This window comes from Methylobacterium sp. E-025, assembly GCF_022829705.1.
Taxonomy (GTDB): Bacteria; Pseudomonadota; Alphaproteobacteria; order Rhizobiales; family Beijerinckiaceae; genus Methylobacterium.
Map to the genome: position 1 here is coordinate 1 of NZ_JAKSYR010000126.1, position 26,741 is coordinate 26,741.

At 67.8% G+C, this 26,741-nt stretch carries 24 protein-coding genes and 2 pseudogenes; 16 read left to right on the plus strand and 10 right to left on the minus strand.

Annotation, left to right across the window (positions count from 1 at the left end; all coding sequences use genetic code 11):
* From MKK64_RS18890 to MKK64_RS18910, 5 genes and pseudogenes are all read left to right on the plus strand, one after another.
* A pseudogene (locus tag MKK64_RS18890) lies at nucleotides 1–198 on the plus strand (PhnA-like protein); the annotation flags it as partial.
* A 120-nt stretch (nucleotides 199–318) separates the two neighbouring features.
* On the plus strand, nucleotides 319–522 hold the full coding sequence (locus MKK64_RS18895; RefSeq protein WP_147859832.1) for a CsbD family protein: 204 nt from the start codon (nucleotides 319–321) through the stop codon (nucleotides 520–522).
* 71 nt (nucleotides 523–593) lie between these two features.
* The gene (locus MKK64_RS18900; protein WP_243936428.1) at nucleotides 594–977 is read left to right on the plus strand and encodes a CsbD family protein; all 384 of its coding nucleotides are present in this window, start codon (nucleotides 594–596) and stop codon (nucleotides 975–977) included.
* A gap of 172 nt (nucleotides 978–1,149) precedes the next feature.
* Nucleotides 1,150–1,596: a BA14K family protein gene (locus MKK64_RS18905; RefSeq protein ID WP_243936429.1), complete on the plus strand. Its 447-nt coding sequence runs from the start codon at nucleotides 1,150–1,152 to the stop codon at nucleotides 1,594–1,596.
* Nucleotides 1,597–1,753: 157 nt separating this feature from the next.
* Nucleotides 1,754–2,236 carry a YidB family protein gene (locus MKK64_RS18910; RefSeq protein ID WP_243936430.1) on the plus strand — a complete coding sequence of 161 codons (483 nt, stop codon included), beginning with the start codon at nucleotides 1,754–1,756 and terminating at the stop codon, nucleotides 2,234–2,236.
* Nucleotides 2,237–2,500: 264 nt separating this feature from the next.
* Here MKK64_RS18910 and MKK64_RS18915 read toward each other — a convergent pair whose 3' ends face one another.
* The gene (locus MKK64_RS18915) at nucleotides 2,501–2,914 is read right to left on the minus strand and encodes an RNA polymerase sigma factor region1.1 domain-containing protein (protein ID WP_243936432.1); all 414 of its coding nucleotides are present in this window, start codon (nucleotides 2,912–2,914) and stop codon (nucleotides 2,501–2,503) included.
* Between the two features lie 122 nt (nucleotides 2,915–3,036).
* Nucleotides 3,037–4,002, minus strand: coding sequence for a helix-turn-helix domain-containing protein (locus tag MKK64_RS18920; RefSeq protein ID WP_243936434.1), 966 nt, complete (start codon nucleotides 4,000–4,002; stop codon nucleotides 3,037–3,039).
* 572 nt (nucleotides 4,003–4,574) lie between these two features.
* Between MKK64_RS18920 and MKK64_RS18925 the strand changes: the two genes are divergently transcribed.
* The gene (locus MKK64_RS18925; RefSeq protein ID WP_243936435.1) at nucleotides 4,575–5,123 is read left to right on the plus strand and encodes a phospholipase A2 family protein; all 549 of its coding nucleotides are present in this window, start codon (nucleotides 4,575–4,577) and stop codon (nucleotides 5,121–5,123) included.
* 298 nt (nucleotides 5,124–5,421) lie between these two features.
* Here MKK64_RS18925 and MKK64_RS18930 read toward each other — a convergent pair whose 3' ends face one another.
* The 3 genes from MKK64_RS18930 to MKK64_RS18940 all read right to left on the minus strand — a co-directional run bounded on the left by MKK64_RS18930 (nucleotide 5,422) and on the right by MKK64_RS18940 (nucleotide 10,570).
* Entirely contained in the window at nucleotides 5,422–7,644 is a 2,223-nt protein-coding gene (locus MKK64_RS18930; RefSeq protein WP_243936436.1) for a GumC family protein, read from the minus strand.
* Between the two features lie 151 nt (nucleotides 7,645–7,795).
* On the minus strand, nucleotides 7,796–9,100 hold the full coding sequence (locus tag MKK64_RS18935; protein ID WP_243936437.1) for a polysaccharide biosynthesis/export family protein: 1,305 nt from the start codon (nucleotides 9,098–9,100) through the stop codon (nucleotides 7,796–7,798).
* A gap of 237 nt (nucleotides 9,101–9,337) precedes the next feature.
* Entirely contained in the window at nucleotides 9,338–10,570 is a 1,233-nt protein-coding gene (locus tag MKK64_RS18940; protein ID WP_243936458.1) for a glycosyltransferase family 4 protein, read from the minus strand.
* Between the two features lie 401 nt (nucleotides 10,571–10,971).
* Here MKK64_RS18940 and MKK64_RS18945 point away from each other — a divergent pair, with 401 nt between their 5' ends.
* The 5 genes from MKK64_RS18945 to MKK64_RS18965 all read left to right on the plus strand — a co-directional run bounded on the left by MKK64_RS18945 (nucleotide 10,972) and on the right by MKK64_RS18965 (nucleotide 17,356).
* The gene (locus MKK64_RS18945) at nucleotides 10,972–11,952 is read left to right on the plus strand and encodes a UDP-glucuronic acid decarboxylase family protein (protein WP_243936438.1); all 981 of its coding nucleotides are present in this window, start codon (nucleotides 10,972–10,974) and stop codon (nucleotides 11,950–11,952) included.
* Nucleotides 11,953–12,026: 74 nt separating this feature from the next.
* Entirely contained in the window at nucleotides 12,027–12,743 is a 717-nt protein-coding gene (locus MKK64_RS18950) for a WecB/TagA/CpsF family glycosyltransferase (protein WP_243936439.1), read from the plus strand.
* Between the two features lie 222 nt (nucleotides 12,744–12,965).
* The gene (locus MKK64_RS18955; RefSeq protein ID WP_243936440.1) at nucleotides 12,966–14,393 is read left to right on the plus strand and encodes an O-antigen ligase family protein; all 1,428 of its coding nucleotides are present in this window, start codon (nucleotides 12,966–12,968) and stop codon (nucleotides 14,391–14,393) included.
* 89 nt (nucleotides 14,394–14,482) lie between these two features.
* Nucleotides 14,483–15,787, plus strand: coding sequence for a right-handed parallel beta-helix repeat-containing protein (locus MKK64_RS18960; protein WP_243936441.1), 1,305 nt, complete (start codon nucleotides 14,483–14,485; stop codon nucleotides 15,785–15,787).
* Between the two features lie 534 nt (nucleotides 15,788–16,321).
* Nucleotides 16,322–17,356, plus strand: a complete 1,035-nt coding sequence (locus MKK64_RS18965; protein ID WP_243936443.1) for a glycosyltransferase family 2 protein — start codon at nucleotides 16,322–16,324, stop codon at nucleotides 17,354–17,356.
* A gap of 107 nt (nucleotides 17,357–17,463) precedes the next feature.
* On the opposite strand, the gene MKK64_RS18970 is transcribed toward MKK64_RS18965, so the two are convergent.
* Entirely contained in the window at nucleotides 17,464–18,534 is a 1,071-nt protein-coding gene (locus MKK64_RS18970) for a GNAT family N-acetyltransferase (RefSeq protein ID WP_243936445.1), read from the minus strand.
* 83 nt (nucleotides 18,535–18,617) lie between these two features.
* A complete protein-coding gene (locus MKK64_RS18975; protein WP_243936447.1) occupies nucleotides 18,618–19,058 on the minus strand; it encodes a hypothetical protein in 441 nt (146 codons plus the stop codon).
* Between MKK64_RS18975 and MKK64_RS18980 the strand changes: the two are divergent.
* Nucleotides 19,058–19,513, plus strand: a pseudogene (locus tag MKK64_RS18980) (recombinase family protein); the annotation flags it as partial. The gene MKK64_RS18975 and the pseudogene MKK64_RS18980 overlap by 1 nt on opposite strands.
* Here MKK64_RS18980 and MKK64_RS18985 read toward each other — a convergent pair.
* Nucleotides 19,510–19,833 carry a hypothetical protein gene (locus MKK64_RS18985; RefSeq protein WP_243936449.1) on the minus strand — a complete coding sequence of 108 codons (324 nt, stop codon included), beginning with the start codon at nucleotides 19,831–19,833 and terminating at the stop codon, nucleotides 19,510–19,512. The pseudogene MKK64_RS18980 and the gene MKK64_RS18985 overlap by 4 nt on opposite strands.
* An 8-nt stretch (nucleotides 19,834–19,841) precedes the next feature.
* Nucleotides 19,842–20,444, minus strand: coding sequence for a plasmid pRiA4b ORF-3 family protein (locus MKK64_RS18990; protein WP_243936451.1), 603 nt, complete (start codon nucleotides 20,442–20,444; stop codon nucleotides 19,842–19,844).
* 565 nt (nucleotides 20,445–21,009) lie between these two features.
* On the opposite strand from MKK64_RS18990, the gene MKK64_RS18995 reads away from it, so the two are divergent.
* The 3 genes from MKK64_RS18995 to MKK64_RS19005 all read left to right on the plus strand — a co-directional run bounded on the left by MKK64_RS18995 (nucleotide 21,010) and on the right by MKK64_RS19005 (nucleotide 25,631).
* Nucleotides 21,010–21,468: a hypothetical protein gene (locus tag MKK64_RS18995; RefSeq protein ID WP_243936453.1), complete on the plus strand. Its 459-nt coding sequence runs from the start codon at nucleotides 21,010–21,012 to the stop codon at nucleotides 21,466–21,468.
* A gap of 210 nt (nucleotides 21,469–21,678) precedes the next feature.
* Nucleotides 21,679–21,930: a hypothetical protein gene (locus MKK64_RS19000; protein WP_243936454.1), complete on the plus strand. Its 252-nt coding sequence runs from the start codon at nucleotides 21,679–21,681 to the stop codon at nucleotides 21,928–21,930.
* 746 nt (nucleotides 21,931–22,676) lie between these two features.
* On the plus strand, nucleotides 22,677–25,631 hold the full coding sequence (locus tag MKK64_RS19005) for a hypothetical protein (RefSeq protein WP_243936455.1): 2,955 nt from the start codon (nucleotides 22,677–22,679) through the stop codon (nucleotides 25,629–25,631).
* 68 nt (nucleotides 25,632–25,699) lie between these two features.
* On the opposite strand, the gene MKK64_RS19010 is transcribed toward MKK64_RS19005, so the two are convergent.
* Entirely contained in the window at nucleotides 25,700–25,915 is a 216-nt protein-coding gene (locus MKK64_RS19010; RefSeq protein ID WP_243936456.1) for a hypothetical protein, read from the minus strand.
* A gap of 144 nt (nucleotides 25,916–26,059) precedes the next feature.
* On the opposite strand from MKK64_RS19010, the gene MKK64_RS19015 reads away from it, so the two are divergent.
* Complete coding sequence (locus tag MKK64_RS19015) at nucleotides 26,060–26,458, plus strand: ribonuclease H (RefSeq protein WP_243936457.1); 399 nt, start codon at nucleotides 26,060–26,062, stop codon at nucleotides 26,456–26,458.
* Nucleotides 26,459–26,741 lie beyond the last annotated feature (283 nt).

Sequence of the window (26,741 nt, forward strand, 5' to 3'; positions counted from 1 at the left end):
CAGTACGACGCCGCGCTCGCCGACGCCAAGCAGAAGGCGTCCGCCGCAGCCGAGGCCACCCGCAGTGCGGCCACGCAGGGCGCGTTCTACGGCGCCCTCGCGCTGATCCTCGGCGCGCTAGCCGGCTTCCTCGCCGGCCGCCTCGGCGCCCCGACGCCGCCGACGCTGGTCGCCGGCCACGCCGCCAGCCGCGCCTGAGCCGCGTCCCGGCTGAACGCGAGCTCCGCTCAGCCCGACGCTCGGCGAACGACCGGCCTGTCCATGCGACCGGCCGGCCCCCCCCCCGAACCCGTCCCTTCCCGCGCAAGGAGCGATCCCATGAGCAGCACCACCGACAAGCTGAAGGGCCTCGCCAACGAGGCCGCCGGCAACATCAAGCAGGCCGCCGGCAAGGTCACCGGCAACGACGGCCTGATGGTCGAAGGCAAGGCCCAGGAGCTCAAGGGCGAGGCCCAGCGCACCGTCGGCGAGGCCAAGGACGGCGTGTCGTCGCTGGTCGACAAGGTCGGCGGCAAGCGCTGATCCGGCACGGCGGCGGGCGACCCGACCGGGGCCCGACCGCCGCCCGATACTTCGAAAGCCAGGAGAGATCCATGAACGGCGACCAGTTCCGCGGCGCATCGCGCCACCTCAAGGGCCGTGCCCAGAGCGCGCTCGGCGGCCTCACCGGCGACCCGGGCCGCCAGGTCCGCGGCGCCGTGAACCAGGCGGCCGGCGGCGCGCAATACGCCTACGGCCGCGCCCGCGACCGGGCCGAGGACCTTCTCGACGACGGGCGCGCCCTCGCCCACGCGGTCGAGGACCAAGCCGGCCGCTGGATCGACGAAGGCCGCGATCTCACCCGCCACGCCCGCAAGCGCGGATCGTCCTACAGCCGGCAGGCGGCGCGCTACGCCGACGACAACCGCGTCTCCGCCCTGGTCGGCCTCGCCGCCGTCGCCTTCGCGGTCGGCTGGCTGTCCCGTTCCAGGTCCTGAACCTATCCCATCGGAGACGCATTCCATGATCCGCAAGCTGCTCACCGCCTTTCTGCTCCCGAAGGTCATCGCCTACGTCAGCCGCCGCCTCGCCGGCCGCTCCGCCGCCCCGCCGAACCGCCGCGGCTACTGAAGCATCCCCCTTCCCCCGCCCATCAGGAGACGATCCACGATGAAGCTGACCCTCGCCCTCGCCGCCACCGTCGCCGCCACCCTGGTCGGTCTGCCGGCCCAGGCCGCCCCGGCATCCAGCGCCCCCGTCGAGGCGCTGGTGCGCGGTGACCTGCCGACCGGCTACGTGCAGTATCTCCGCTTCGGTCATCGTCACGGCTGGCGCGGCGGGCGGGGGTACGGCCGGGGTTACGGCTATGGACGCGGCTACGGCCATCGTCGCGGGCCCGGCGTCGGCGCGGCGGTGGGCGCGGGCGTCGCAGGCCTGGCGGCCGGGGCGATCATCGGCGGCGCCATCGCGAACGCGCAGGCGCAGGCCGCGCCGGTGGTGGTGCAGGGCGGCCCGGATCCCGAGGCGGTCGCCGCCTGCGCGCGCCGCTTCCGCTCCTACGATGCCGCCAGCGGGACCTACCTCGGCAACGACGGCGACCGTCACCCCTGCCCGTGATCGCAGACCCCGCCGGGCTCGCCAACGCTGCGGGTCCGGTCCCCCGATCCTGAGCGCGCGGGACGCCGCGCGGATCGGCGGCCGGCGCGCGCTCCCGCTCCCTTCGAGCACCGGTCCGGTGCCGGACCTTCCACCTTCCAACCCAAAAGGACGACCGATGAGCAAGGGCTATCCCTCGATGACCGCGCTGCTGGGCCTTCTGGCCGTGGCCGGCTACCAGAACCGCGACAAGCTCGCCGAGCTCCTGAAGGGGCATGATGCGACGCCGGGGCACGCGACGATTCCGCCGGTGTCGAGCCGCTCCACGACCTCGTCCGGCAGCGGCGGCCTCTCGAGCCTGGGTGGGCTCCTCGGTGGCGTCGGCTCGGCCGGCGTCGGCGGCCTGATCGCCAGCGGCCTCAGCGAGCTCGTCGACCACTTCACCAAGGGCGGCCACGGCGAGACGGCGAATTCCTGGATCAACCAGGGCGCCAACCGCGACATCCACGAGGCCGATCTTGAGCGCGCCATCGGCCCGGAGACCCTCGACCACCTGACCCAGCAGACCGGCCTGAGCCGCTCCGCGCTCCTGTCGCGCCTCTCGCGCGAGCTGCCCTCGGCCATCGACCGCTACGCCGCCGACGGTCGCAAGCTCGCCTGACGCCGAACGACGATGCTGCCGGCGCGCGAAGGCGCCGGCCGTCAGGGCGCGCCGCGTCGTCTCGTGGATCGTCGCGCATGCGGCCCGGGATCGGGGCCGTCCGATGTACGGCGGGAAGGGTGCGTCGACTGCGTCCACGGCTCGGTGGCCGCGAAGCGCAGCCTTTCGTGACGCCTCGGCCTGCGCGGCGCAGCGCAGGCTTCGTGGGGCCAACGCGATGGCGCGCGGACCGGATCGACAGGCCCGGCCGCCTCGCTCCGCATCTCAGGCCAGGACCAGGATCGTCCCGAGCACCAGCAGGACCAGGACGCCGGCGAGCAGGACGACGCGTCCGACCGGCTCGGTCTCGTCGGCCTCGGGCTCCGCCGCCTCGGCCGCCGGCGCGGCGGCCGCGACCGGCTCGCCCTCGCCGGTCGGTGCGATCACGCGGGGTACGCCGGGCTCCGGGCTCGCGAGGGTCAGGCGCGGCGCGGCGTCGGTCTCGGCGCGCGGGCCGAACGCATCCGGCTCCACGCTCACCCCCGCCGCCTCCAATTCCAGCATCACCAGGACGAGGGCGTCGACGTCGAAGGTCTCGACCGGCAGAGCCGCCTGAAGCTCGCTCGCGGTCAGCTCCCCGCGCTCGCGCCCCAGGGCGATCAGACGGTCGAGCGTCGCGCGGTCGATCGTGCCTGCCATCCGTTTCCTCCCGCCGTTTCCCCTGCGATAAGTGGCGCCGGGCAAGCGGGTTTCACGGACCTTCGCGGGCGCGCGCGGGCTCGATGCGGCGCGTGCGCGGATCCTGGCGTCGGGGCCGATCGTCAGTACAGCGCCCTGGCCAAGCCGATGAGGCTGTCCTCGCGATCGATCGCCTCGTCGGCATCCGGTCGCGTCAGCTCGGTCCGGAACTGCCCCGGCGGGAGGCCGAAGGCCGCCGCGAAGGCTCGGCTGCAATGGCTTTCGGTGGCGAATCCGTGGGCGTAGGCGAGGCTTCCGAGACGGCGCGTCTCGCCGGGGCGCAGGAGGGCGCGACGCAGCTCGTCCAGGCGGCGCTGCTGGATGAACCGCCTCACCCCGCCATCCACGCCGAAGACCCGGTACAGGACGGAGCGCGAGATCCCGATCCCGTCCGCGACGGCATGCGCGTCGAGGTTCGGGTCCGGCAGGCGCGTCGCGATGAAGGCCTCGGCACGCCGGCGCCGCAGCGCGTCCCCCGCCTCGGCCGGAAGCGCCTCGGCCGAGGCCGGCAGGCCCTTGAGGCCTAGGCTCAACAGGTTGATCGCCGCCGCTGCGACGTGGGCCGACGGATCCGGCCGCAGCGATGCGGATCGCCGCGTGAGCGAGGCCAGGAAATCCATGAGCAGGCCGCAAGCCGCGGCCGGCAGGACGGTGCCGTGGATCCCGGCCGGATCGGAGATCACCTCCGCGACGTGGGCGCGTGCCACTTGAATCGAGAGCAGGTCCGCGCGCGTCGTCATGCGGGAGACGTGGGGGCGGCTCGTGTCGAGCACGACGACCTCGCCGGGCTGAAGCCGCCGCTCGGCACCGGGCGGACCGGACACGAAATCCCCGGATCTGAGGAGATGGAGCGTGATGTGATCGAAGCCGTGGCGGCCGACGCACGCCCAGGTGCGGTTCGACAAGACGCCTTCCACGCGCCGTTCATGCAGCATCAGGCGCGGGAGGCGGATGACGTTGAGGCGCGCGCTGAAGCCGGCGCCGATCCGCGACAGGTCGGCGACACCGCCGTAGAGGCGGTGATAAGCTTCGAAATTCTCGACGTCCAACTGCAGACCCCAACGCGCCCGAGGCATGCCGTCAGACGCCCAGCAACGGCACGGCTTCGGGCATTGTTCCGCTTGATATCGGCAACCTTAGATAAGCCTGACTTCACCTTTGCGTGATCTCTGATCGTGGCTTCCTCGCCGGCAGCCACGTGCGGCCTGCGCAATCCGCGTCGGCGAGCCGGCTGATGCCCGGCATCCCGCTTCCCATCCGTCGCGCAGGCAGCCTCCGTGCCGGCGAACGGGTGAGCCTGGCCGCTCTCTGGCATCCACCGCGGGCTCCACGCGGTCGCGGTCATGCCGACGCGCAGTGACATCGTCGGGACGGCGATCCCCCCGTCGTCCCGTTCGATCGCGCTTTCCGGCACAGGGCGTGGAACGCTTTCCTCGACGTCGCCGTATCTGGTCCGCGTCCCGCCCCTACCCAGGCGAGGACCGTCTTTGCGTTCGGAGACTTCGATTTCGAGGCGATCCGTCTCGGAGGGCCGATGGCGCCGGCCAGGCGCGCCGAACGACGTGCTCGCCTCGCTCCACGGGAGTCGGACTTGAAAACCCTGGTTGCGCTGGTCCTCTCCATGGCGGTGTTCCTGGCACACGGTGCCGTGGCGCAGACGACGCAGGACGATCCGGGTTCGCCGAGCTCTGAAGAGGCGAGGCCGGGTCCGCCGCCGCCGCTTCCCGACCTGTCCGATCCGAACTCCCGCACTGGAGAAAGTCTGGGAGAGCCCGATGCGCGATCGGGCATTCCCAAGACGCTGCGTGGGTCGGCCAGCAAGTCCGGCGGACCGGCGAACGACCTGAACCCAAGCGGCACGCCGCAGGAGGCGCCCCCGCCGAAGGGCGACCTCGCGAACGTGCTCACGGGCAAGGAACTGTTTCACGGCAACTATTGCGGTGCGGGCCAGCGCGGCGCCGACCTGCCGCCGACCGACGCCCTCGACGCCGCCTGCCAGCGCCACGACGCCTGCTACGATGCGGCCGGGCACCGCTCGTGCGCCTGCGACCAGGCACTCAGGCGCGAGGCGACGGCGGTGTCGGAACGACCGGACGTCCCGCTCGAGGTTCGCCGGCGGTCGCTCAGCGTCGCCGAGGCCGCCGATGCGATGAATTGCCGGGCTCCCTGAGCCGGGCCCGGCACGCGGTCGCCCTCGTCGGCCGGGACCCTGGGACGGCACAGGTCGGATCGGTCCGGCATCGCCATCCGCCCTGTCGGGGCCGGTCGAGACGCCGCGGATGAGCGCCCGGTCCGGTGGAGGCCCGAGGTCGAAGCGGCACCATGGATGCCCGGTCCGTCGAGGGCGACGGGGACGGTGCGGGGGGCCGGGGCATTCGCCTCGCGGACGTTCGCGGCGTGGAGAGCGACCGGCCTCGCGGAACGGTCGTCGACGCCGTGCCGTCCTTCGCGTGGGCAGCGCGGAATCCTCAGTGTTTCAGCAGCTGCGAAGCCCGTGTGCGCTTCATCGCCGAGCGGATGGAGCCGAGGAAGGGCCCTTTCGCGGCAGGGTCCCTTCGGTCCCAGGACGACGCGCCTCGACCGCTCCTGCCGGCGCCCTGGTTCGTCGCTGGATCGACGTGGGTCATCAAGGTCCCGCAGACGCGAACCGAAAGGCTATCGAACCGCTTGAAGGCGGCCGCGATGGTCTCCCGAGGCGTCGTGCCCCACCGGGCGAGATGAACCACGAGATCGGCCAGCCTTGCGAGCGGCAGGAAGTCGAGCGACTGCAGAACCGGCGGAGCTTCGAGGATGATGATCTCGAACGAGGACCTCACCCGTTCGATGAAGGCTGCGAGACGCATGCAGGTGAGATCGTCGGAAGCGATCCAGCGTGGCGCTGCCAAACGGACGACCGGATCGTCGGCGAAATTCCTCAGGAAGGCATCAGGGTCGCTCACCGCCGCATCGAGCGGCAGGGATAGGGTGCCTGTTTCCTCGGTCGACCGCGACGCGACATCGACGATGAGGGCTCTCCCGCCGTTCCTGGCCGCCTCGGTCGCCAGGGCGCGGCCGACGTCCGACTTGCCTTCCTTGGCAACCGACGATGTGATGAGGAGGACGCGGCCGAAGGCGGCGGCGGTCTGCACGTCGATCGAGGCCGCCAGGAACCGGATCGCCTCCTCGAAAAGGCGCTTGTCGCTCGGCTTCGGGCGCTTCGGCTGGTCGGGGATCATGCCGAGGCACGGCGTCTGCGTCTCGGCCGACAGCTCGGCCTCCGAGCGGAGGCCGTCGTGCCGGTTCTCCAGCAGGTAGGCGCCGCCGATCCCGATCGCCGTCGCGCCCAGCATCGCCACGGCGAAGATCACGACCGGGTTCGGTCCCGAGGGAAGCGGGATCGCCTCGGCCCGCATCACGACCTGCGCGCTGGTGGACGCCAGGCCCGCTGCGGCGATGGCCTGGGCATAGCTTTCGGTGAGCACCTTCAGCCTGTCACGCAACGAGGTCGCGTCGAGTTGAAGGCTCTTCAGCTGGGTCTCGCGCTTCTTGGAGTCGATCGCGGTGTCCTTGGTCTGCCTGATGTGAGCCGCGAGCGCTGCCTCCGCGTCGGCGGCGGATCTCAAGCGGCCGTCCAATTCCTTGATCGCTCCCTCGATCTCCGCGTGGAGGCGCGTCTCCGTGTCGTCGAGCGCGGATCGCGCGCGCGAGAGGCCGGGATGCTTCGGTCCGTTGAGGGCGAGTTCCGCCAGTTCCCTCCGCTGCTTCTCGCGGTTCTCCAGGAGTTCCCGGATCACCGGAGCACCGGCGAGGTCTTCCGCGGACGGAACGCCTCCGGCGACGAAGACCTCTTTGGCGTGTGCGACCCTCGCCTCCTCGGCCAGGCGCAAAGCGGTCGCCGCATCGAGACGGGCGGACAGGTTCTGCAGTTGCTGCTGTGGCATTCCACCGTCGGTCGACAGCTCGAGAAATCCCGACTGGCGCCGATACGCGTTCACGGCCGACTCGGCGATGTCGAGCGACGCGCGGGTCTGACGGATCTGCGAGGCGACCCAGTCGCTTGTCCGCTGGGCAGCCCTGACGCCGGTCTCCATGTTGTTGCTGATGTATTCGTCCAGGAACGCATTGACGATCTTCGCTGATCGCTCCGGATCGGCCGAAGCATACGAAACGCCGATGATGTAGGATCGAATGTCGTTGGTGACGGAGAGCCCCTGAAGAAGTGCGTGCGCGATCAGGTCTTCGCGAAACGTCTGGTCCGAGGACGGCGTCTGCCAAGGGCGAATGGTGCGGAGATTGTCGGGCAGCCAGCTTTCGAAACGAAGGATGAACGGGGTCGCGGGCGCAAACTCCGGGTCTGCCGCCAAGTTGAGGCGGGCGACGACCCGGCGGGCGACGGCCCTGGAGCGGAGCAGGCGCGCTTCGCTCTCCACGAGGGCCGACGCTTCGACCGCCGTTCCGGTCGATTGCGCCGATGATCCCGTCCGCGTCTGCTCGTCGCGGCTGAAGGTCAGCTGGATCAAGGCGTCTGCGGTATAGGTCTTCTTGATGAGGATCAGCCCGGCGATGCCCATCACGAACCCGGCCACCAGCGCCACCCCGATGAGCCGGCGGCGACGCAAGATCATCTTGATCGCCGACTGCGCGACGCCGTCGTAGTGATCACGGACGCTCGTCTCCCTGAGGTGGGGATCGAACCGCGGCAACTGGTTCATGTTGTCCTCGTCGTTGAAGGCTGTCGGATCGTCTTCGAGGCGTAGAGCATCCGCTCGGCCGCCCGGTGGTCTGGCATCGGTGGCGCCTTCCGGGGCGCCGCTCGCGGTCGGGCCGGGTACGCGGTCGGACGATGCCCGCGGCGCCGATCGGTTATCGAAGCAGAGCGCCCGGGTACTTGTCGGTCGGATCCGCGGAGGTCCATGTGGTCGGGCGTTGCGCTGCGCGGTCGGAGGCCGTGGCATTGGCGGCGACGCCGTTGCTCGCGCCGCCTTGCGCCATGGCATCCGACGCTGCGCCGTCCCGGCGGATCTCGACGATCTCGCCCGGCGCAAGGACCGTGGTCAGCGTCACGCGCACGGTCTCCGCCTTCCCGTTCTGGCGCCGGGTGACGAAGGCGCTGCGGTTCAATTCCTGCGACGTGGCGATGCCGAGGGTGCCGCCCTGCTGGATGCGCGCTTCGCGGACCTCCCGCGCCGTGGGGAGGCTCGTCTCGACCTCGGCCAGGCGAGAGCGCAGCTCCTGCAACTCGACGATGACGCGCCGCTTGTAGGTGTTCCGCGTGTCGAGCACGCGCACGGCGAGATCGCCGATGCCCAGCTCGAGACGGGCCAGCTCCGAGGAGAGGCGCGCGATGTTTCCCTTGTTGCGCGCTTCCTCGCGCTTGAGCTCGATCCCGGTGTAGCGCCGCGCGAGACCGTCGCTCATGAGCTTGTTGTAGTCGGCAAGATGGTCCTGGATCAGGTTCAATTGCACCTGCTCGGAAGCCGACTGGGCCTTGTTTCCCACGATTTCCGCTTCGAGCCGGGGCTTCTGCTCCTCGAGCAGCGAGACCTCGGCCTTCAGAGCCTTCTGCTGGGTCTCCAGCATCTCGCGTTCCGCCTTCAGGAGGGCGCGCGTCCCATCGTCCTCGGTCAGCTCGGCGGGAAGCGCGAAGCTCGGCGCGTCGTTGAGCTGCGCCGACAGGCGAGCGCGGCGGACCAGGAGCGTACGGCGGGTCAGCTCGAGCGCTCGCACGCGCTCCTCGGCCAGGAGAAACTCCGTGCGCAGCCCGATCTGCGCCTGCTCGGGCAGCGCATATCCCCCTGCCAGGGCGATGGCACTCTGGACGGTGGCACCGTAGCGGAACGGATAGCTTCCCGGGGATTTGACGTCGCCCATCACGTAGATCGGCCGCATCTCGGAAATCCGGGCGCTCACGACCGGCTGATGGAAGTAGCCGTCGGCGAGCCTTTCCGTCACACGCTTCTGAAGCTCGGGCAGCGTCAGATCCGCGACCGCGACGTCGCCGACGATGGGAAGCAGAATGCTGCCATCGCCGCCGACCACGTAGTCCCCGGCCAGCTCCGGCTGACCGAACACGGACAGGGTGATCTTGTCGCCGGACGAGATCCGATAGACCGCGTCCTGCGCGTGGGCGGAACATCCCACCGCGATCACCGCCAGGACGGCGAGCACCACCGAGCCGAGGCGGCCGACCCATCGAGAGAGCTCATGCATGGCGACCGACCTGTCTTCCCGTCGAGACCCGAATGGATCATCTCGAAATCGCGTCTGCGTTCATCCGGCGCGACCGCGAAAGCCTACGGTGCCTCGGCTTCGCTCGACGCTATTCTTCGGGACAGCGGCGCAGCTCTTTGGGCACTAATACCGATGCGTGCTGCGAGATCGCATCGTCGAGCGGCTTCTGCGTCGTCATAAGACTTGCGACGCGCCGTCTCCGCAGCCGTGCCGACCACCGTGATCGGATGCCGCGCGTTTCAGGGCGTGAAACCGTGACGCGAGCGCCGCCCGATAGACGGAGATCAGGGCCTTCGTCGTGATCGGCTCGGCCCAGCGCTGCTCATAGACCGCGCGCCCGGCACGTCCCATGCGCCGCGCCTCGGCCGGATCGCCGGAGATCCGCCTCAGGGCACGGGCGAGATCCCCTGGGTCGTTGGGTTCCACGAGAAGGCCGGTGACGCCGTCCTCGACGAGTTCGGCGAGCGAGCCGATGCGCGATGCGATCACCGGGGTGCCGGCGGCGAACGCCTCGATGATCACCATTGGGAGGCCCTCGTACCAGAGCGAGGGCACGACCAGGGCTCGGGCACGCGCGATCGCCGCCTGTGTCTCGGCCGGTGCGAGAGCACCGTGCGGGACGAGCCAGGGGCCGGCAGCGACCTCCGATCGCATCGGACCGTCACCGGCGACATCGACCGGCAACCCTGCCTGCGCGGCGGCCTGGGCCAGCACGGACAGGCCCTTCTCGGGGCTGAGGCGACCGGCATACAGGAGGCGTTGCCGCGGGCCGTCGAAGACGGGGCCCGGATCCGCGAGACCGTTGGGCTTCACGAAGATGCGCTCGGCTGGAACGCCGGCGCGAGCGAAGCGATCGCGGGCGAAGCCGGTCAGGGCAATGAACGCGTCGACGTCGTGCTTCCAGGTGCCCACCCGGCGGTGATGGGCGATCATACGGGCGACCGCGAGGGATCCGATCCGCGAGCCGCGGTAGCAGCCGTGGACGGCCGCGGCGTACGGCGTGCCCGCGATACAATCCTCGCAGGGCCGTCCGTCGCGCAGGAGGAGCGCGCCGGCGCAGAGGATCCTGTAATTGTGCAGGGTCTGCACGGTGGCGGGACCGACCGCGCGAACCGCCGCATGAACCGCCGGGGAAACCAGCGGGAACGTATTGTGGACGTGCACGACGTCGGGGCGGAAGTCGCGAACCGCTTCCAGGACACGGGCGATCCCGCGCGGCGCGTGCGCGGCCTCGATGGCGACGCGCAAGCGGGCGACGGGGCTGTCGATGGTGTCGTTGCTGACGAGAACGGTCTCGACCCGGCAGCCGGCCCGCGCGAGCGCCATCACTTCGCCCTCGACGACGGCGTCCTCGCCACCGCGGATCTGGTAGCGGTTGTGAGAGATGAGAACGCGAAGGCTAGTCATCGCCACCGATCCGACTTGATTGAGGGGGGAATTTCCGGGTTTGTTCGGATAAAAAATTTCATCTCAAGCGTATAAGACTATATAATACCATGCAAATTGATAGAAATAATTTCCGATATTTCTGATGCAATGATGATCCGGTTCAGGCCGGAGCAGCAACCATAGCTCAGCATCGCATGAACACACGCCCGTCAGCGGGAGTAGTGCGAAAGGGTCGCGTTCCACGCTCGGCATCCTGCCGATGAACGGTTTGGCGCCGCGTCCGGCAAGCGCAAGCTCAAGGCCGCCACGCTCCGATCGAGCAGCCAGGGTTTTCGAGCCGATGCGTCCGAAGCATCGGTCGGGAGACGTGATCGGCAATCGAGAGCAGGACGCGACATCATCGTACGGGGATGGAGACAATGAAGAAACGCGTGCTCATCACCGGAGGGGCCGGTTTTATCGGCTCGCATCTCTGCGCCCGGCTGCTCAGGGAGAACAACGACGTCTTGTGCGTCGACAACTTCTACACCGGATCGCGAAGCAACGTCGCCGAGCTCGCCCACCAATCGGCTTTCGAGCTTCTGCGGCACGATGTGTCTTTTCCTCTCTATGTCGAGGTCGACGAGATCTACAATCTCGCCTGCCCCGCCTCCCCGGTCCACTACCAGCGCGATCCCGTGCAGACGACGAAGACGAGCGTCATGGGAGCGATCAACATGCTGGGCCTGGCGAAGCGCCTGCGCATTCCCGTCCTCCAGGCATCGACGAGCGAGGTCTACGGCGATCCCGACGTCCATCCGCAGCCGGAAGCGTATCGCGGCCGGGTCAGCATCACCGGACCGCGGGCCTGCTATGACGAGGGCAAGCGCTGCGCCGAAACCCTGTTCTTCGACTATCAGCGGCAGCATCGGCTTCCGATCCGGGTCGCGCGGATCTTCAACACCTACGGCCCCCACATGCATCCGCAGGACGGCCGGGTCGTCTCCAACTTCATCATCCAGGCGCTGACCGGCGAGCCGATCACCCTGTACGGCGACGGATCGCAGACCCGTTCCTTCTGCTACGTCGACGATCTCGTCGAAGGGCTCGTGCGTCTGATGGCGATGGATCAGGGCCTCGAGGCCCCGGTCAATCTCGGCAACCCGGTCGAGATCACCATCGCCGAGCTCGCGCACCGCATCATCGACCTGTGCGGCTCCGGTTCGGCCATCGTGTACCGACCCTTGCCGCAGGACGATCCGACCCAGCGCTGCCCCGACATCGGTCGCGCGCAGAACCTGCTGCACTGGACGCCGAAGGTCGCTCTGGATGACGGATTGAAGCGCACCATCGCCTATTTCGAAGCGCTGCTGGCAGGTCCGGGCGGCACGGTCAGCCCGCTTCTGAGGGCCGCCTCATGAGCGCTCCGTCAAGGCCTCCGCGCGTCGAGATCCTCGGCGTTCCGGTGAGCGCCATCACCCTCCAGGATGCGGTCATGACGATCGATGCATGGATCCGGTCGCGCCGGCGCCACTACGTCTGCGTCACCGGGGTCCACGGCATCATGGAATGCCGGCGCGACGCTGCCCTGCGCGAGATCCATGCGAGCGCCGGCATGGTCACGCCGGACGGGATGCCCCTGGTCTGGATGGCCCACAGGCTCGGCCGCCCCCGCGTGCGGCGCGTCTATGGTCCCAACCTGATGCGGGAGATCTCGCGCATCTCGCCGGCCCTCGGATACCGTCACTACTACTTCGGCGGCGGCCCCGGTCTCGCGGACAAGCTCTCGGAGACCTTGCGCGCCGCCCATCCGGGCTTGGTCGTCGCCGGCACGTTCAGCCCGCCCTTCGGCGCCGTCACCGCCGAGGAGGACGAGGCGATCGTGCGCGCCATCAACGCGAGCAGGCCCGACATCGTGTGGGTCGGCCTCAGCACGCCCAAGCAGGAGCGCTGGATGAGCGCCCACCGGGATCGGATCGAGGCGCCGGTGCTGATCGGCGTCGGCGCCGCCTTCGATTTCCTGGCCGGCACCAAGCGCCAAGCGCCGCGCTGGATGCAGCGGAACGGACTCGAATGGGCGTTTCGCCTGGGAACCGAGCCCAGGCGGCTATGGCGTCGCTATGCCTCGATGATCCCGCGCTTCGTCGCCCTGGCCACGGCCCAGCTGATCCGCCGGGACAGGACGGTCGGTCGGGCCGAGAACACCGTCTGATCCCATCCGGCCGCGGGCAGGTCGGACCCGCGATGGGAGCGTGGGCCCGACCCGCCGCATCGGCCCGGTCCGGGACCCGATGCGTTCGGCGGACCCGCCGCCGCCTTCATCGGTCGAGGGCGGCGGCTCGAACCGGATTGGGCCTCCCCCTTCCGGGTCGCGGGAATGACACCGATGCTCCGCCGATCCGCGCGGGCCACGGTGGCATCCTGAGCCGGATCTTTGATCGATCGAACTCGAGCAGGTCTTGCGCAAATGACCTATGCAACCGGACGGGCGCGTGCGTCGCGATGGCCGACCCCGTACTTCGGCGACGCGTATCTTCGATTCGGGTGCTTTGCGCTGCTCGGCTATGCGGTCTTGGGAAAGGGATTCGCCTATCTCGGCGTGCCGCCCCTTTTCGTGGGCGAAATCCTGCTGCTTCTCGGTTTCGTCGCCTGGACCCGAACACGGTGCGTGCTCGCGACCTTCGTGCCGGTGCAGAACCAAATCCTCGCCGGGTTGATGGTCCTGATCGTGATTCGTGCCGCGCCCGACATCGGCATCTACGGCCTCGACACGATCCGCGACAGCATGCTCGTCTTCTACGGGCTGTTCGCGTTCTTCGTCACCGCGCTCCTGCTGGAGCAGCCGCACCGCATCGACGTCCTCGTGGCCCGATACGCGTCCTTCGCGTGGCTGTATGGGCTGATCGGCGGACCGCTCTTCCTCCTGGCCAAGTACACCAACGACGCTGTGCCGAAGTGGCCATGGTCGGGGACGCCGATGTTCGAGATCAGGCCCGGCGAAGCATCGGTGCACGTCGCAGGCGCTACGATCTTCGTGCTTCTCGGCTTGCGCAAGGTCAGCCTGCCATGGGTCCTGGCGTTGCTGTTCGGGCTGGCCCTGCTGACGCCGAGCCGAGGCGGAATGCTGGCCTGTCTCGTCCCGAGCCTGCTCGCCGCCGTCGTCGGCCGGCAGATGCGGAAGATCGTGCGCATCATGCTCCTGTGCCTGGTCTTTTTCGGGCTGATGGCCGTCCTCGGGATCAAGCAGATCGGGCCGCCCAATCCCGACGGATCGCATCGCGAAATCGGGCTCGAGCAGATCGTCGACAATGTCAACAGCATCCTCGGCGAGAGCAAGTCCGCCAATCTCGACGACACCAAGACGTGGCGGTTGCATTGGTGGCAGAGGATCAAGGATTATACGCTGCACGGGCCTTATTTCTGGACGGGCAAGGGTCTCGGGATCAATCTTTCGGTCGTCGATGGGATCAGCAACGCCCGCTCCGACAATCCCCTGCGGAGCCCGCACAACGTCAACATGACGTTCCTGGCGCGGACCGGCGTGCCGGGGGTCTCGCTCTGGATCCTGCTGCTCGCGACCTGGTTCGGTCGATTGCTGTGGGACGTCGTCCAGGCTCGGCGACGCGGGGATATCGACCAGTCGAACGTGCTGCTCTGGATCGTCGCCTACGGTCTCGCGTTCGTGATCGACGCCTCCTTCGACGTCGCTCTCGAGGGCCCGATGCTCGGGATCTGGTTCTGGTGCCTGTTCGGCTTCGGCATCGCGGCATCGATGATCTACCGGATGCCGTACGAGCGGCCGGCTCCTGGGTCCGCGAGAAGATCGTTCGCTTTCGACGCCCTCTCGGGCGCCGCGAAATAGCAACGGGCGACGGGACGTGCCCGTCGGCAAAAGGCCTGTGCCCGGTCTGGCAGGGCACGACGGGAATCCGATTTTCGAGAGCGAATGCGATGCGCGATCAGCGGGCGGCCCTCATCGTCCTTGCCTTCCTGTCCTCGATCTCGGCGCCGGCCGCCGCAGGCTCGGACGAGCATCGCCCGCCGGCGATCGCCGTCGACGTCGATGCTGCGGGCCCCCCCCACAAACCGTCCGGGGGAGCGGCGGAGACGGCCGGGCTGCTCGGACCGGCCGGCCCGAAGGACATCGCCTGCAAGGGAATCCGCGTCCAACCCGGTGCCAGGCTGCAGGAGATGGCGGAAGCGGCAGGCCCGGGTGCTGCCTTCTGCCTTCAGCCCGGTCTCTACCCGGCCCAACATGTCAGCCCGCTCCCGTCGCAATCCTTCACCGGGCTGAAGGGCGCCGTCCTCGATGGTCGGAACGGCGTCCGCCGCGCCTTCGACGGGACCGCCCGCGACGTCGTCATCCGAAATCTCGTGATCCGCAACTATACGGCCGGCAACCAGGATGCGGCCGTCTATGCCGCCCACGGACGCGGCTGGCGCGTCCTCGACAACGAGATCTGCTGCAATGCCGGGATCGGCGTCTCCATGGGCGTCGGCACCGTGGTCTCGGGCAACAGCATCCACCACAATGCCCAGTCGGGCTACGGCACCGCCATGCCCGGTGCGCCGATCGTCGAAAACAACGAGATCGCGTTCAACAATCACCAGAAGAAGTTCGATCCGGCCTTCGAGGCCGGTGGCGGCAAGATCACCTTGAGCGACGGCGCCGTCGTCCGGCACAACTGGGTCCACGACAACCAGGGGCCCGGCATCTGGAGCGATATCGACAACACGAACTATACGGCCGAGTGGAACCTGGTCGAGAACAATTGCTGCGGCGGCATCTTTCACGAAATTTCCTGGACCGCAGCGATCCGGCACAACGTCGTCCGCAACAATTCCGGCGACACGTGTCCTGGCTGGCTCTGGTGCGCCGGCATCATCGTCGCCGCCTCCGGCGCGACCGAGGGCGCCGTGATCGAGATCGCCTTCAACACGATCGTGTCCGACGGCGCGACGAAGGGCAACGGCATCGCCCTGATCCAGCAATCCCGGCAGGCGGGAAAATTCGGGACCTATCTGCTGCGCAACATCTCCATTCACGACAACACGATCGACGTGTCGGCGGGAGGCAGCAGCGGCGCCGTTCAGGACACGGGCGATCTCAGGATCTTTTCCGATCGAAGCATCCGCATGGACCGGAACATCTACATCGTCGGCCCCAACCGCAGCCCTTTCTCCTGGGCGAACGAGACCGGTGGGCGGGACCTGATGACGGCACACGGCCAGGAGCTGTCGGGCACGTTTCGCTGAACCGCGGATCGGCCCGACACAGGGCCGACGCGCACGCGGGCTTGCGCCAAGTCCGGCGCGGCAGCGCGACCGGCCGCGGCCCGATCGAAATGGATCGACCCATGGCGACCATGGCGGACGGACGCATGGTCGCCGCTGCGGTCAAGCGACTCGGCACGCATGATCCGCACTCGCCTCCCGTGCCTGCCTGCCTATCGTGATCTCCCGCGCGTCTTCGGCCCGGCAATCCCGTGCCGCCACCCGGATCTGTGGATCGCGCCGGAGCCGAGCGGTCGGCGTCGCAGCCGAACGGTCGGCCGCAGGTCGATGTGACGTCTGCGTTCGGGATCGATCAGGATGCTGCCAAAGGTTCGCCCCTGCGGTGGGCCCGGCCGCCGACAACGGTGATGGGCGATTTGGCTCCTGTCAGGCAGCAAGAATTCCTATAAGCGGATGGGTCGAGGGTCCGCTTCGGGCGTGGGCAGGCGGGGGGCGACATGGCGCTCCGCAGGCAGCCCGACGGAAGGCGACGCGTGGCGGTTCGTGAGAGCTGCAATGACGGTCTCGGTGATTCTCAAGGCGCTGAACGAGGAAGCACGGATCGGGGGAGCCCTCGCGAGCGTCGTGGCAGCGCTCGACGGGATCGGCGGCGAGATCATCCTGGCCGACGGCGGCTCCCGCGACGGGACGGTCGGCGTCGCCTCGGCCTTCCCGGTCCGGGTGGTCCAGCTCGATCCCGCCGTCCGGCCGAGCTGCGGGATCGGTCCGCAACTCGGCTTTCAGTACAGCCGGGAGCCGTTCGTCTGCCTCATGGACGGGGACATGCTGCTCGACCCCAGCTTCCTGCGGGAGGCGCTCGCCTATCTGCAGGCGCATCCCTCCTGCGCGGGCGTGACCGGGCATGTCGCGGAAATGAACGACACCAGCCTCGAATACGTACGGCGCGGGCGCCGCGCCGCGCCGGAGAACCGGACCGGATCGATCGACCGCATGAACGGGGGCGGTCTCTACCGCCGCGCAGCCCTGCTGCAGGTCGGGTATCTGTCGGACCGCAACCTGCACGGATACGAGGAGTTCGACCTCGGTCTGCGGCTGCGGGCGGGCGGCTGGGGCCTGCATCGGCTCGACCGGCGCTTCGTGAGCCATTTCGGGCACGCCGTCGACGCCTACGCCCTGCTCGTCCGGCGCTGGAAATCCGGCTATCTCCGCGGCATCGGCGAAGTTCTTCGGGCAGCGCTCGGCACGCCGCGCTGGGGGCGGCTCGTGCGCGAGCTGCCCGAGCTGAAGCTCTGGGCCGCGGTCTACCTGTGGCTGATCCTGATGCTGGCCCTCCCGTTCCTGGCCCCGCACCCCTGGCTCGGGCTCGGTCTCGATCTCGCTCTCGTCGTCGGCGTGGTCGGCCTGATGGCATGGCGTCAGCACAGCCTGCGGCTCGGGCTCTACGCGGTCGTCGCCTGGATCTTCCATGCCGCGGCGTTGCCCCTCGGCTTCCTCCGGCGACGGCAAGCGCCGCAGGCCTGGATCGAGAGCCGCATCCTGCAGGATGTCGTCGCGGCACGTCCGGCCGCCCGTGCCGGGTCGGACGCGTGAGCGGGACGCTCCGAGGCGCGTCGCCGGTCGCACCGCGGCAGGCTCGGCGGACGTCCCAGAGCATTTTCGGACGAGGTGGATCCCGGCTCGCGTGAAGACAATGCTCTCTAGAAGTCCGACATCAGGCGGCTCCAATCCTCGCCTGCCAAGCCGCCGATGTAGATGTCGCCCCGCTTCGCCGCGGCGGCGATGTCGGCATGCCGCGTCAGCACGCACACGAAGGCGCGATGCCGGAAGCCGACGCCGCGCTGGTGGGCGAGGCCGTGCATGAGCGCGGGCTGCGCGTGCCCGATCGCCTCGGTGCAGCCGGCCTCGTCGAGGTGACGCAACATCGCGTGCAGGATCGCGGCTTCCTGCGCGGGGCGGGCCAGCACGTTGAGGACCCGGGCGGGCCGGCCCGCCGCACCGTGATAGACGAAGCAGCCGACGACCGCCCCGCATCGGTTCACGACACGGCGGATCGCCAGGGGGCCGCGGCGGCGATTCTGCTCCGCCATCGCGACGAACCAGGCGAGCTCGGGCCGCGACCAGCGGGGGCGGACCGCATGATGCGCGATCAACCCGGGCGCATGGTCGAGGAAGTCGTCGACCGTCATCGGCTCGACCCGCACGTCCGGTCGGCACGGTCGAGCCGAGCGGCCGCGGACGGCTCGGATCGCCGCGTCGAGCGGCCAGGCGAGCGGCCCGAGCGGCGGCTCCCACCGACGCAGCGTCCTGCGCACGACGCGACCGAGCGCGGCCTCGGCGGGGCGGAAGGTCCGGATCCATTCCAGGTTCTGGATCGGCACGATCGTGCCGCCCACGGCCTGGAAATGCTTCAGGCTCGTCGGGGAGGAGGAATCGTTGAAGGCCAGATCCTGCTGCCGCGCCCGCATGGCCAGGCTGATCTTGGCGGCGCCGGCCGCGTCCTTCGATCCGTCCGTCATGAAGGCCGAGAACAGGCGTCCCGCGACGTCCCGCTCGCCCACGCGGAACGCGACGTGGACGGAGAGCAGCGCGCTGGTGATGCGGCCGTCGCACCGCTCGTAGACGCAGCTGCCCGTCTCGCGGGTCTGGCCCGGCGCGCCGAAGGCGAGCGTGCGGAGATAGGCCAGAAGGTCCGGTCCCGGCTCCGCCTCGATGCCCCGGAAGTGGCGCAGGAAGAGCCGGCCGACCGCCGCGACGTCCGCGATCTCCATCGACCTGAGACGGCCCTCGCCCCGTCCGCACGCCGGCGGGTCGTGCAAGGCGGTTGCTCCCGGGCTCCGGTCCGGGTGCGTCGTCATGCGGCCGCGCTCAGGGCGCGCCCGCGGCTCCGTGCGGCCAGGCTCAGCAGGACGAGCCAGGCCGCCGCCGCGGTTCCCGCCTCGATCGCGTAGAGGGCGACGATCGCGCCCGACGGCCCGGCGAGCCACGAGGCCGCGGCGATGAGGCCGCCCCCCAGAAGGTTGACGGTGCTCAGGATCATCGCGCGAGCCCCCTGGCGGCCGGAGGCGCCGAGCAGGTCGATCGCCACCGACCAGACGGCGATCAGGGCGATCGTGCCGGAGAGGCAGCGGACGAAGAACGTGACCTCGTCGTAGGCGCGGCCGAACGCGAAGCCGAGCCAGGGCGCCAGCAGGAAGAGCAGGAGCGCCGTGCCGCTCCCGAGAACGACCGCTCCGACGAGCACCCGGCCCGCATCCGGCAAGGCGCGGTGCAGCCCGTCGCGGCTGGCGCGCACGAAGCGCCGGTACCCTCGTGGTCCGTTGGGTGGACCGCTTGGGCCGCAACTACGCGGACGTGTGCGACACCATCCGGGAACTGATGCGCCGGGGCGTCATCGTCCGAACCGTCATCAACGACCTTACCTTCGACGGGGCCACCACGGACCCCATGCAGCAAGCCGTGCGGGATGCGCTCATCGGCTTCATGGCCGCCACGGCGCAAGCCCAGGCGGAGGCCACCAAGGAAGCGCAGAGGGCCGGTATCGACCACGCCAAGGGCCGTGTGGACGCCTACCGGGGCCGCAAGCCCAGCTTTACGCGGGAGCAGTTCGATGCCGTCAGCGGGGCTCTAGGCCAAGGCCAGGGAGTGAGCAGCATCGCCGCGACCTCCGGGCTGACGCGCCAGACTATCTATCGAATCAGGGATAACCCGGCGGAGGCAGAGGCGGCCTTGGCGCGGTGGTCTGCCTAGCGGAGGATGGTACCGCCATCCATGCGGACCCAACGGGTACCGGCGACCGTCCACGAGACTGCCCCGGAGAACGCGACTAGAACCGTCAGCATGCTCGCGATGCCGAACTGAATGCCTGTATCGGTCTCCGCCACGCCGTCTATCCAGGCCCACCAACCCAGCCCAAAGCCACAGAGGGTCAGGGCTGCGAGGTAGAGCCACCGGAGAGCCTTCCTCCAAGCGCCACGCGCGGCTCTTGGGCCCGAGGCGAGGCGGATTAGGGCGATGAGCATGGCTGGCCCGAACGCGGTGCAGGCGACGAGGAGGAGGAAGCTGAGCATGGGCGCTCCTATCGGCGGCTCTTAGCGAATGCTGCCTGCCCGATGGCGCGGCGGCGAGCCAGCTTCGCCATACCCGCCTCAATGGTCCCCCGGTCAAGCCCCTCTGGATCGAACGGGCCGCCGTACCATTCAAGCATCCGCTTTCGCTCGGGGTGCCGGAGCTTGTTGACGGCTTCAAGGAACTTCTCAAAGCCCATCGTCCCGCCCACGTCCTCGGGAGGTGCCCGCCTCGCCCCGTCGAGGAAGCGCGGGTAGGCGACATCGAGGTCCGCCGGGCCGACCTCTTCGACCGTGACGGTGTGCTGCCAGTTGTCCCCGAAGTCATAGGTATAGGCGAAGGCGGTGGCGCCTCGATCCACGAGCGCCCCAAGCTTGGTAGTCTTCGCATTCCGGGTGTTCCCATCAGGCCACTCCGGGTTGGGGATGGCGTAGCGGACAGCCCCCTCGTGGAACTGAAAAAGGTGGTAATCCTGAAACGGCATCGCCGCCTGGATCACCTCATGAAGGAGCTTGAGGCTGGCCGACAACGGCACCTCGACAGTCCGCCAGATGGCCGACTCAGTGTCGTCTAGGGTGATGCGAAGGTGGGCGATGCGACTTGGCTCAGGCATGGTGAGAGGTTACCGCGGGAGTGGCTGATTTTAATCCCGAGGGATGCGGCGGTCACCACCGAGCTTACCCGTCCGCGCCACCCTCGCCTCAACCACAGTCTCACCCCCGCCAGCCGGCCCTTCGCGCAACCGCAAAGACCGCGACGGCCACCACAGGGAACAGCGCGAGAAAGGCCGCCGCGCCCTGTAAGTCCTGCCCCGCCGTGCCATCCTCAACGATCACCCGCCGGGCAAGCGCCATCGTGGGCTCGAAGGCGGCTATGACGAGCGCCGCTAAGACCATTGCCTTTCGCATTCTCGGTAGCCTCACCGAAACCTACGGACCTTTTGACGAGACGTTCTCTACAGCCATCGCACCATGGCGCCGCCCATCCGAAAGAATAGCACCTACCGGCCCTGAGGCGTGGCACCGAAGGCGGTCGAATAGGGCACCGTGATGTGCGATGCCAGCCCTTCCTTTAGCATTGTCCAGATTTCCCGCCGTCAGACAATCCGGCATCTTGTCGGATAGACGGGCGCACCTGGAAGCCGCCAAGGTGCCGCCCACCCAAACGAGTGCGCGGCCTTGGAACGTCATACGCTGTCCTTCACGGACTTCGAGGGTATCATCCTCCGCGACGCCCTCACCCGAGAGTGCAGGGTCCTGGACATCGTGACCGCCAAGGAACGCGAAGCGGGCAACCGCGATGCATGGGCGCTGGCGCGGATCAAGTTCGCGGCGGCCCGTGGCCTCATTAGCCAAGCTGTCCGCGACCTGCCTTGGGAGCCGGGCGGCGGACACCAGTTGCTCCCCGAGGATCAGGCGGAGCTTGCGGACCGCATCGCCGCCGTTGGGCAGAAAATGCGACCTCCTCGCGCCGTCCTGGAGGAGCAGATGACGGTCAAGGCGAGGAGGCGGGCGGCGGTGAGGAAAGCTCAGACAGCCGGCACTGAGCGGGCGGGGTCCTCAAAGATGCTGACAGCTGCCGAGCCTTTGTCCGAAGAACCACATAAACTGCCCTGGACGGCGCCCAAGTGCAAATGATAAAGGCCCATCCGTTTTTTCAATACCAAATCCAATGCAGCGGATCATATAACCGGAACTACCCACAACCGGTTATATATTAACCCACAACTGGGTAGGTATTGTTGCAATTGAATCGCACATCGAATTATCTATTGAATATCTCTTCCGCCGCACCGGTTCATATGCCACAACAAATCCACGGGCCGATTGAAGAGCCTTTGGGGACCTATGACCATGCTTACGTTTCGTCGTTGCTCCGGTGCGCTGATGTTCGAAATCAGCTGCACAGGGCTGAGGCTGGGGGACTTCTTCGATAGCTTCGTTGGTATCGACGGCACACGTGGGCGTCAGTTCTTCGACGGGATGTGGCACGCGGACGGCTTCTCGGTCTGGGCGGGGCGGCGGCGGCTCGTGCTGGAGTGTCCGCCTCTCGCGCGGTTCTTCGAGAGCCTGTTCACGCCCCCGACCGCGGCAGCGTAGCCGCGCGGACCGCGAGACCCGAGGCGGGCAGAACGCGCCGGGCAGGAAGGCCCCTCGGGATTACCGCCCACACATACGTGGGTGATTACCACCCACCCCAGCAATCCCAGTGGCTACGTCCCGCCGTTTGTTTCGGCGCGCGCCTTGAGCCGGGCGTATCCATTGTTTTGCAAGTGTGTAGCGCCTTTCGTTTGCGTGCTCACTATTCCCGCTTCATCCAATCTGGAACTTCCACCATGCCCAAGGCTGTCCTTCGACGCCGGGATGATGACGGCCGTTCGGTCGTTGGCGTCCCGCTCAGCAATCGCCCAGGCCACCATGCGTGGCTCTACGAAACCGACCACACGCGCCTCCTTCAAGACTACGGGGACCGACCGTGGTTCGTGAACGATAACGGTAGCGGGAAGCTCTACGTCCGCCTTCAGAGCCACGACCGGGACAACCTCGTGATGGTCGCTCGCGCCGTGACCGCCGATCCTTCTGCGCGCCGAGTGCGCTACCGGGACGGTGACACGCTGAACCTTCGCTCCCGCAACCTGGAGGTCTGTCGGCCCGACCCCAGCTTCAGCCGCCGGGCCCCCTCGCGGTCCATGTCTGCGGCCCCTAGCCGGTAACCCGGAGCTTGGCCCCCGTGTCCATCTCCACAACAACACCCGCACGGCACCGCTGGTTTGACCAATGGCGAGGCGCTTCCGGTCCCGCCCTTCGTCGCCTTGTTGAGGAAGTGACGGCCCGCGTAGCCCAGCATGAGGCGGACTCGGGAGCACGGCAGCGCGCGCGGCGCGCGGCGGATCAAGGCCCACACGGAGGGCTTCGAGAGCTACGCCAAGCGCCTGGAGATCCCCCGCGGGGAGCGTGACACGGCCCGCGCCGCGTTCAACTCCGAGGTGACCGCCGTCATGGACAACCGGGTCCCCGGCCGTGACTTCTCCCCCGAGGCGGCGGCCACGGCCGACAAGCTCCGGGCCGGCTACAAGGGCCTCCTAGAGCTGGCACAGAACCCCGGCCTCCTCGACGGGTCCACCCGGCGGGCCGTGAAGGGCTTCGAGGACATTCCCTTCGATGCCAACTACCGGCCCAACATCGCGAACCACGAGAAGATAGACGCGCTCACCACGCGCTACGGTGACGACACCATCCGCGAGTTCCTCCGCAACGCCTTCCAGGCGGCCAACCGCGAGTTGCCTGACGACGTGGCGGAAGCCATGTCCAAGGGCTACCTGAAGCGCCTCCGCGAGGCCACCGCGGGCATGACGAGCATGGACCGTGCGATGCACGGCACGGACCTCGAAGGGCTCCAACGGGCCCTCAGTGACCTCGACTTGGACGACACGGCCCGCGATGCGGTCATCCGTGCGGTGACCCCGAAGGAGTCCGATGGGGGCGGCATCGCGCGCTCCAAGCGGCGGACGCTCTACGAGAACACCTTCGAGATGCAGGTCAAGGCCCGTGACGGGTCCTGGGAGACCCTTCGCATGAAGGACCTGTTCCACGATGACAGCCACTTCCTGTTCAACAGCTACGCCCGGCAAATGAGCGGGCAGGTTGCCATGTCGATGGTCCAGGTGAAGAACCCGCTCCATCGGCCCGCTGAGGTGTCTAAGGTGACCCGGCGGACGGAGACGCCGCTCACGGTCGAAGAGCGCGCCCTCCAGGCGGTCCATGACCTGGGCACCCCGGACGCCCCTGGCGCCACCATGGGTAAGATCCACGAGGCTCTGAAGGGCGTTGCCCCAGAGGAAGTGGAACAGGCCCTCTCGGCGCTCCGCCGCTCCGGGAAGCTGGAGCTGGTACAGCCAACGCCGAAGGCCCCGGCTGGTGAGCTACCGCTCGCGGAACGGGTCATGGCGCGGCTCCAGGAGGGGACGCAGGGCGGGAACGCCAGTGTGTCCCTGAAGGACATGAAGGCATCCTTCCCGAGCGTCCCCATGAAGGACCTGACGGAAGCGATGCGGGAACTCCAGCGCCGCGACCTGGGCGTCTTCAGCGGATTGTCCGACCCCAAGACGATCAAGAAGGGCGGCCACATCGCGGCCGACTTCGGCGCCGGCCCGGTCCACCTCTTCAACATCCGGCCGAATGGGAGAACCTACAAAGTCCCAGTCGCAGCGGAAGCGGAGGAAGCCGCCGAGGCCATGCTCCAGCCCCGCGCGGCTCGCCCCGAGCGGAAGTTCAAGGAGACCGTTGAGGACGTGGAGACGAGCCCCGCGGAGGGGAACCCGTACCTCATCGACGGCATCACCAGCCGCGAGGACTTCGACAAGCTGGTTCGGGACATGCGCGCCACGTGGGACGCCCGGACGGACCTCCCGTTCGATAAGCGGACCCGTCTCGCGGATGCCGACCAGAAGCGCATGGAGTTCGTCTACGACCGCGTCACGGGCATCCCGGACCAGTTCGACCGGACGACACTGGGGCGTGGCCTCCAGGTGGTCCGCGACTACAACTTCATCCGGGTCATGAACCAAGTGGGCCTTGCCCAGATTGGCGAGACCCTGGGCGTGGTCACTCAGCTCGGGATCAAGGCGGCCATGCAGGGCGTGCCGACCTTCCGGGCGATGACGCGGGACGCGATGACGGGCGAGCTGAACTCGGCCTTCGCGCGTGACATGGAGCAACTCTCGGGCTTCGGAGCGGACTGGTTCAGGGACGGCTTCAAGGGCCACGTAGAGGACGCCTCGGGGGTCCTCATCAACCGGTCCGCCCAGAGCGGCGCCTACAATACCGCCCAGGACATCCTCCACACCGGCAAGCGGGTGACGAACGTCATCTCGGGCATGGCCCCGATTGACACCATGGCCCGCCGCTGGGCCTCCGCTGCCATCGTCATGAAGATCCTGAACGCGGCCGAGAAGAGCACAGGCTCTGCCAAGGTGCTGGGCCTCAACATGAACCGTATGCGGGCCCTCGGGCTGGACGATGCGATGGCCCATCGGGTCTTCGACCAGATCCGCACCCACTCGTTCCGCGAGGAGGTGGGCAACACGGGCCGCAAGTACGTCCAGGGAGGGTTCACCCGCTGGGATGACCAGGAGGCCCTCTCGGCCTTCCGTGGCGCCGTGTGGCGGTGGTCGCGAGAGGTGATCCAGGAGAACCACCTGGGACAGGGAAGCGTCCTGCTAGGGACCGCGATGGGTCGGACCATCTTCCAGTTCCGGTCCTTCATGCTGGGCGCGTACACCAACCAGTTCCTCCGCGGGCTCCATCACGCGGACTTCTCGACGTTCGCGACGTGGACCCTCACGTCCACCGTGGGGTCGATGGTCTATGTGGGGCAACAGTACCTCAACACGCTCGGCCGGGCGGACCGTGAGAAGGTCCTGAAGGAGCGCCTCTCGCCCAAGGCGATTGCCGCGGCGTGGGTCCAGCGGGGCGAGTGGTCCTCGATCCTGCCCACGGTGCTGGACAGCGGAGCGGACCTCACGGGGTTCCCCCACCTGTTCGATACGCGCGCTTCGGGAACCGCCTCTTCGTTCCTGGGCAACCCGTCGATTGACCTTGTGAACAGCACGTTCAAGGGCGTTGGCGGATTTGGCCGGGCAGTCCGTGAAGGAAGCTGGAGTCAACCCGAGGCGCGGACGGCAGCGCGCCTACTGCCCTACTCGAATGCACTCGGCATGGTGCCGTTGCTGAACACGATGATTAGCGCGCTAGCCGAGCACAAGCCGCGCAAAATCAACAGAGACAATGGGTTGTGGTGATCTAAGAAGTAGAATGAGCAGCGGCGGCGCGGGACGAGTACGATCCATCCCGTGCCACCATGACCATCTTACCCGAGAGTTGCACCGCCACTGAGCTTCGAGTCGTCTAGCGTGAACGACTGACCGCCATCGACCGGAGTGACATCCACTCGCTTCTCATGGGGCTGCATTCTCTTCTTCGCCTCGTGAGCTGCCGCTGACTCATCGGCTGCATCGAAGACCTCACTACGTGCGGCCGTTGTATCTTCGACCTCATCAAAAAAGTCGGCGCGGTACTTTGGCATGAAGGTCTCCAGATCGAGAGCACCAAGAACGCGCGATACGGTCTTCGGTTGCCAGCGCGCTGAGTCGGCGAAGCCAGACCACGAAGGGCACCATCAAAAGGGCCCGCCAACGGCCTCTCTCACCATGCCTGAACAGGACCTTCCATGCCCGAAGCACTAACCCGAAACATCTACGTCGCCATCAGGGGCATCTGCCAGGGCAACCCCGGGGCAGGCGCCTATACGGCCACCATCCAGAACATCGATACGGGCGCTGAGAAGCGCCTTCAGGGCCGCGAGGCGTCCACCACGGCCAACCGCATGGAGCTGACGGCGGCCATCGAGGGGCTGAACGCGCTTCGCCCCGGTGCCGTGGTCACGGTCATCGCGAATAGCGAGTACGTGGCGAAGGGCATGAACGAGTGGCTACCCGGTTGGAAGGCGAAGGGGTGGCGCGGGCCGAACAAGAAACCGGTACTGAACGCGGACCTTTGGGGGAAGCTCAATGCAGCCGCGGGGAAGCATGAGAGGGTCCGTTGGGTGGTCGGCCAGCGGCACTGCTAGAGTGAGGGCACCTTTTGGGAAACTCGGAGGTGCCCCCCCCCCCCCCCCCCCCCTCACCCCCCCCCCTCTCATTCTTGTTAGGCTGGTCGCCTTGCTCCATGTTGTATTAATAACATTTTATATACTAGATAATCGTATTAATAAAATAATATATCAACTTTATTCATTATATCTAATTATACACTTTATTTGTTTGTACTCTTGTTTTCTGATGTATTATCTGCAGACATGATGCTTGTGTGTAAGTGTAATTAATAAAAACACTAACACTCTTATATGATAT

What these genes read in the sequence shown, in the direction of transcription:
- MKK64_RS18895 (WP_147859832.1), top strand. Translation starts at nt 319, where the DNA reads ATGAGCAGCACCACCGACAAGCTGAAGGGCCTCGCCAACGAGGCCGCC.
- MKK64_RS18915 (WP_243936432.1), bottom strand. Translation starts at nt 2,914, where the DNA reads ATGGCAGGCACGATCGACCGCGCGACGCTCGACCGTCTGATCGCCCTG.
- MKK64_RS19000 (WP_243936454.1), top strand. Translation starts at nt 21,679, where the DNA reads ATGACCATGCTTACGTTTCGTCGTTGCTCCGGTGCGCTGATGTTCGAA.
- MKK64_RS19010 (WP_243936456.1), bottom strand. Translation starts at nt 25,915, where the DNA reads ATGCCAAAGTACCGCGCCGACTTTTTTGATGAGGTCGAAGATACAACG.
- MKK64_RS18910 (WP_243936430.1), top strand. Translation starts at nt 1,754, where the DNA reads ATGAGCAAGGGCTATCCCTCGATGACCGCGCTGCTGGGCCTTCTGGCC.
- MKK64_RS18970 (WP_243936445.1), bottom strand. Translation starts at nt 18,534, where the DNA reads ATGGAGATCGCGGACGTCGCGGCGGTCGGCCGGCTCTTCCTGCGCCAC.
- MKK64_RS18925 (WP_243936435.1), top strand. Translation starts at nt 4,575, where the DNA reads ATGGCGGTGTTCCTGGCACACGGTGCCGTGGCGCAGACGACGCAGGAC.
- MKK64_RS18985 (WP_243936449.1), bottom strand. Translation starts at nt 19,833, where the DNA reads ATGCTCAGCTTCCTCCTCCTCGTCGCCTGCACCGCGTTCGGGCCAGCC.
- MKK64_RS18940 (WP_243936458.1), bottom strand. Translation starts at nt 10,570, where the DNA reads ATGACTAGCCTTCGCGTTCTCATCTCTCACAACCGCTACCAGATCCGC.
- MKK64_RS18990 (WP_243936451.1), bottom strand. Translation starts at nt 20,444, where the DNA reads ATGCCTGAGCCAAGTCGCATCGCCCACCTTCGCATCACCCTAGACGAC.
- MKK64_RS19015 (WP_243936457.1), top strand. Translation starts at nt 26,060, where the DNA reads ATGCCCGAAGCACTAACCCGAAACATCTACGTCGCCATCAGGGGCATC.
- MKK64_RS18960 (WP_243936441.1), top strand. Translation starts at nt 14,483, where the DNA reads ATGCGCGATCAGCGGGCGGCCCTCATCGTCCTTGCCTTCCTGTCCTCG.
- MKK64_RS18945 (WP_243936438.1), top strand. Translation starts at nt 10,972, where the DNA reads ATGAAGAAACGCGTGCTCATCACCGGAGGGGCCGGTTTTATCGGCTCG.
- MKK64_RS18900 (WP_243936428.1), top strand. Translation starts at nt 594, where the DNA reads ATGAACGGCGACCAGTTCCGCGGCGCATCGCGCCACCTCAAGGGCCGT.
- MKK64_RS18905 (WP_243936429.1), top strand. Translation starts at nt 1,150, where the DNA reads ATGAAGCTGACCCTCGCCCTCGCCGCCACCGTCGCCGCCACCCTGGTC.
- MKK64_RS18950 (WP_243936439.1), top strand. Translation starts at nt 12,027, where the DNA reads ATGACGATCGATGCATGGATCCGGTCGCGCCGGCGCCACTACGTCTGC.
- MKK64_RS19005 (WP_243936455.1), top strand. Translation starts at nt 22,677, where the DNA reads ATGAGGCGGACTCGGGAGCACGGCAGCGCGCGCGGCGCGCGGCGGATC.
- MKK64_RS18965 (WP_243936443.1), top strand. Translation starts at nt 16,322, where the DNA reads ATGACGGTCTCGGTGATTCTCAAGGCGCTGAACGAGGAAGCACGGATC.
- MKK64_RS18930 (WP_243936436.1), bottom strand. Translation starts at nt 7,644, where the DNA reads ATGAACCAGTTGCCGCGGTTCGATCCCCACCTCAGGGAGACGAGCGTC.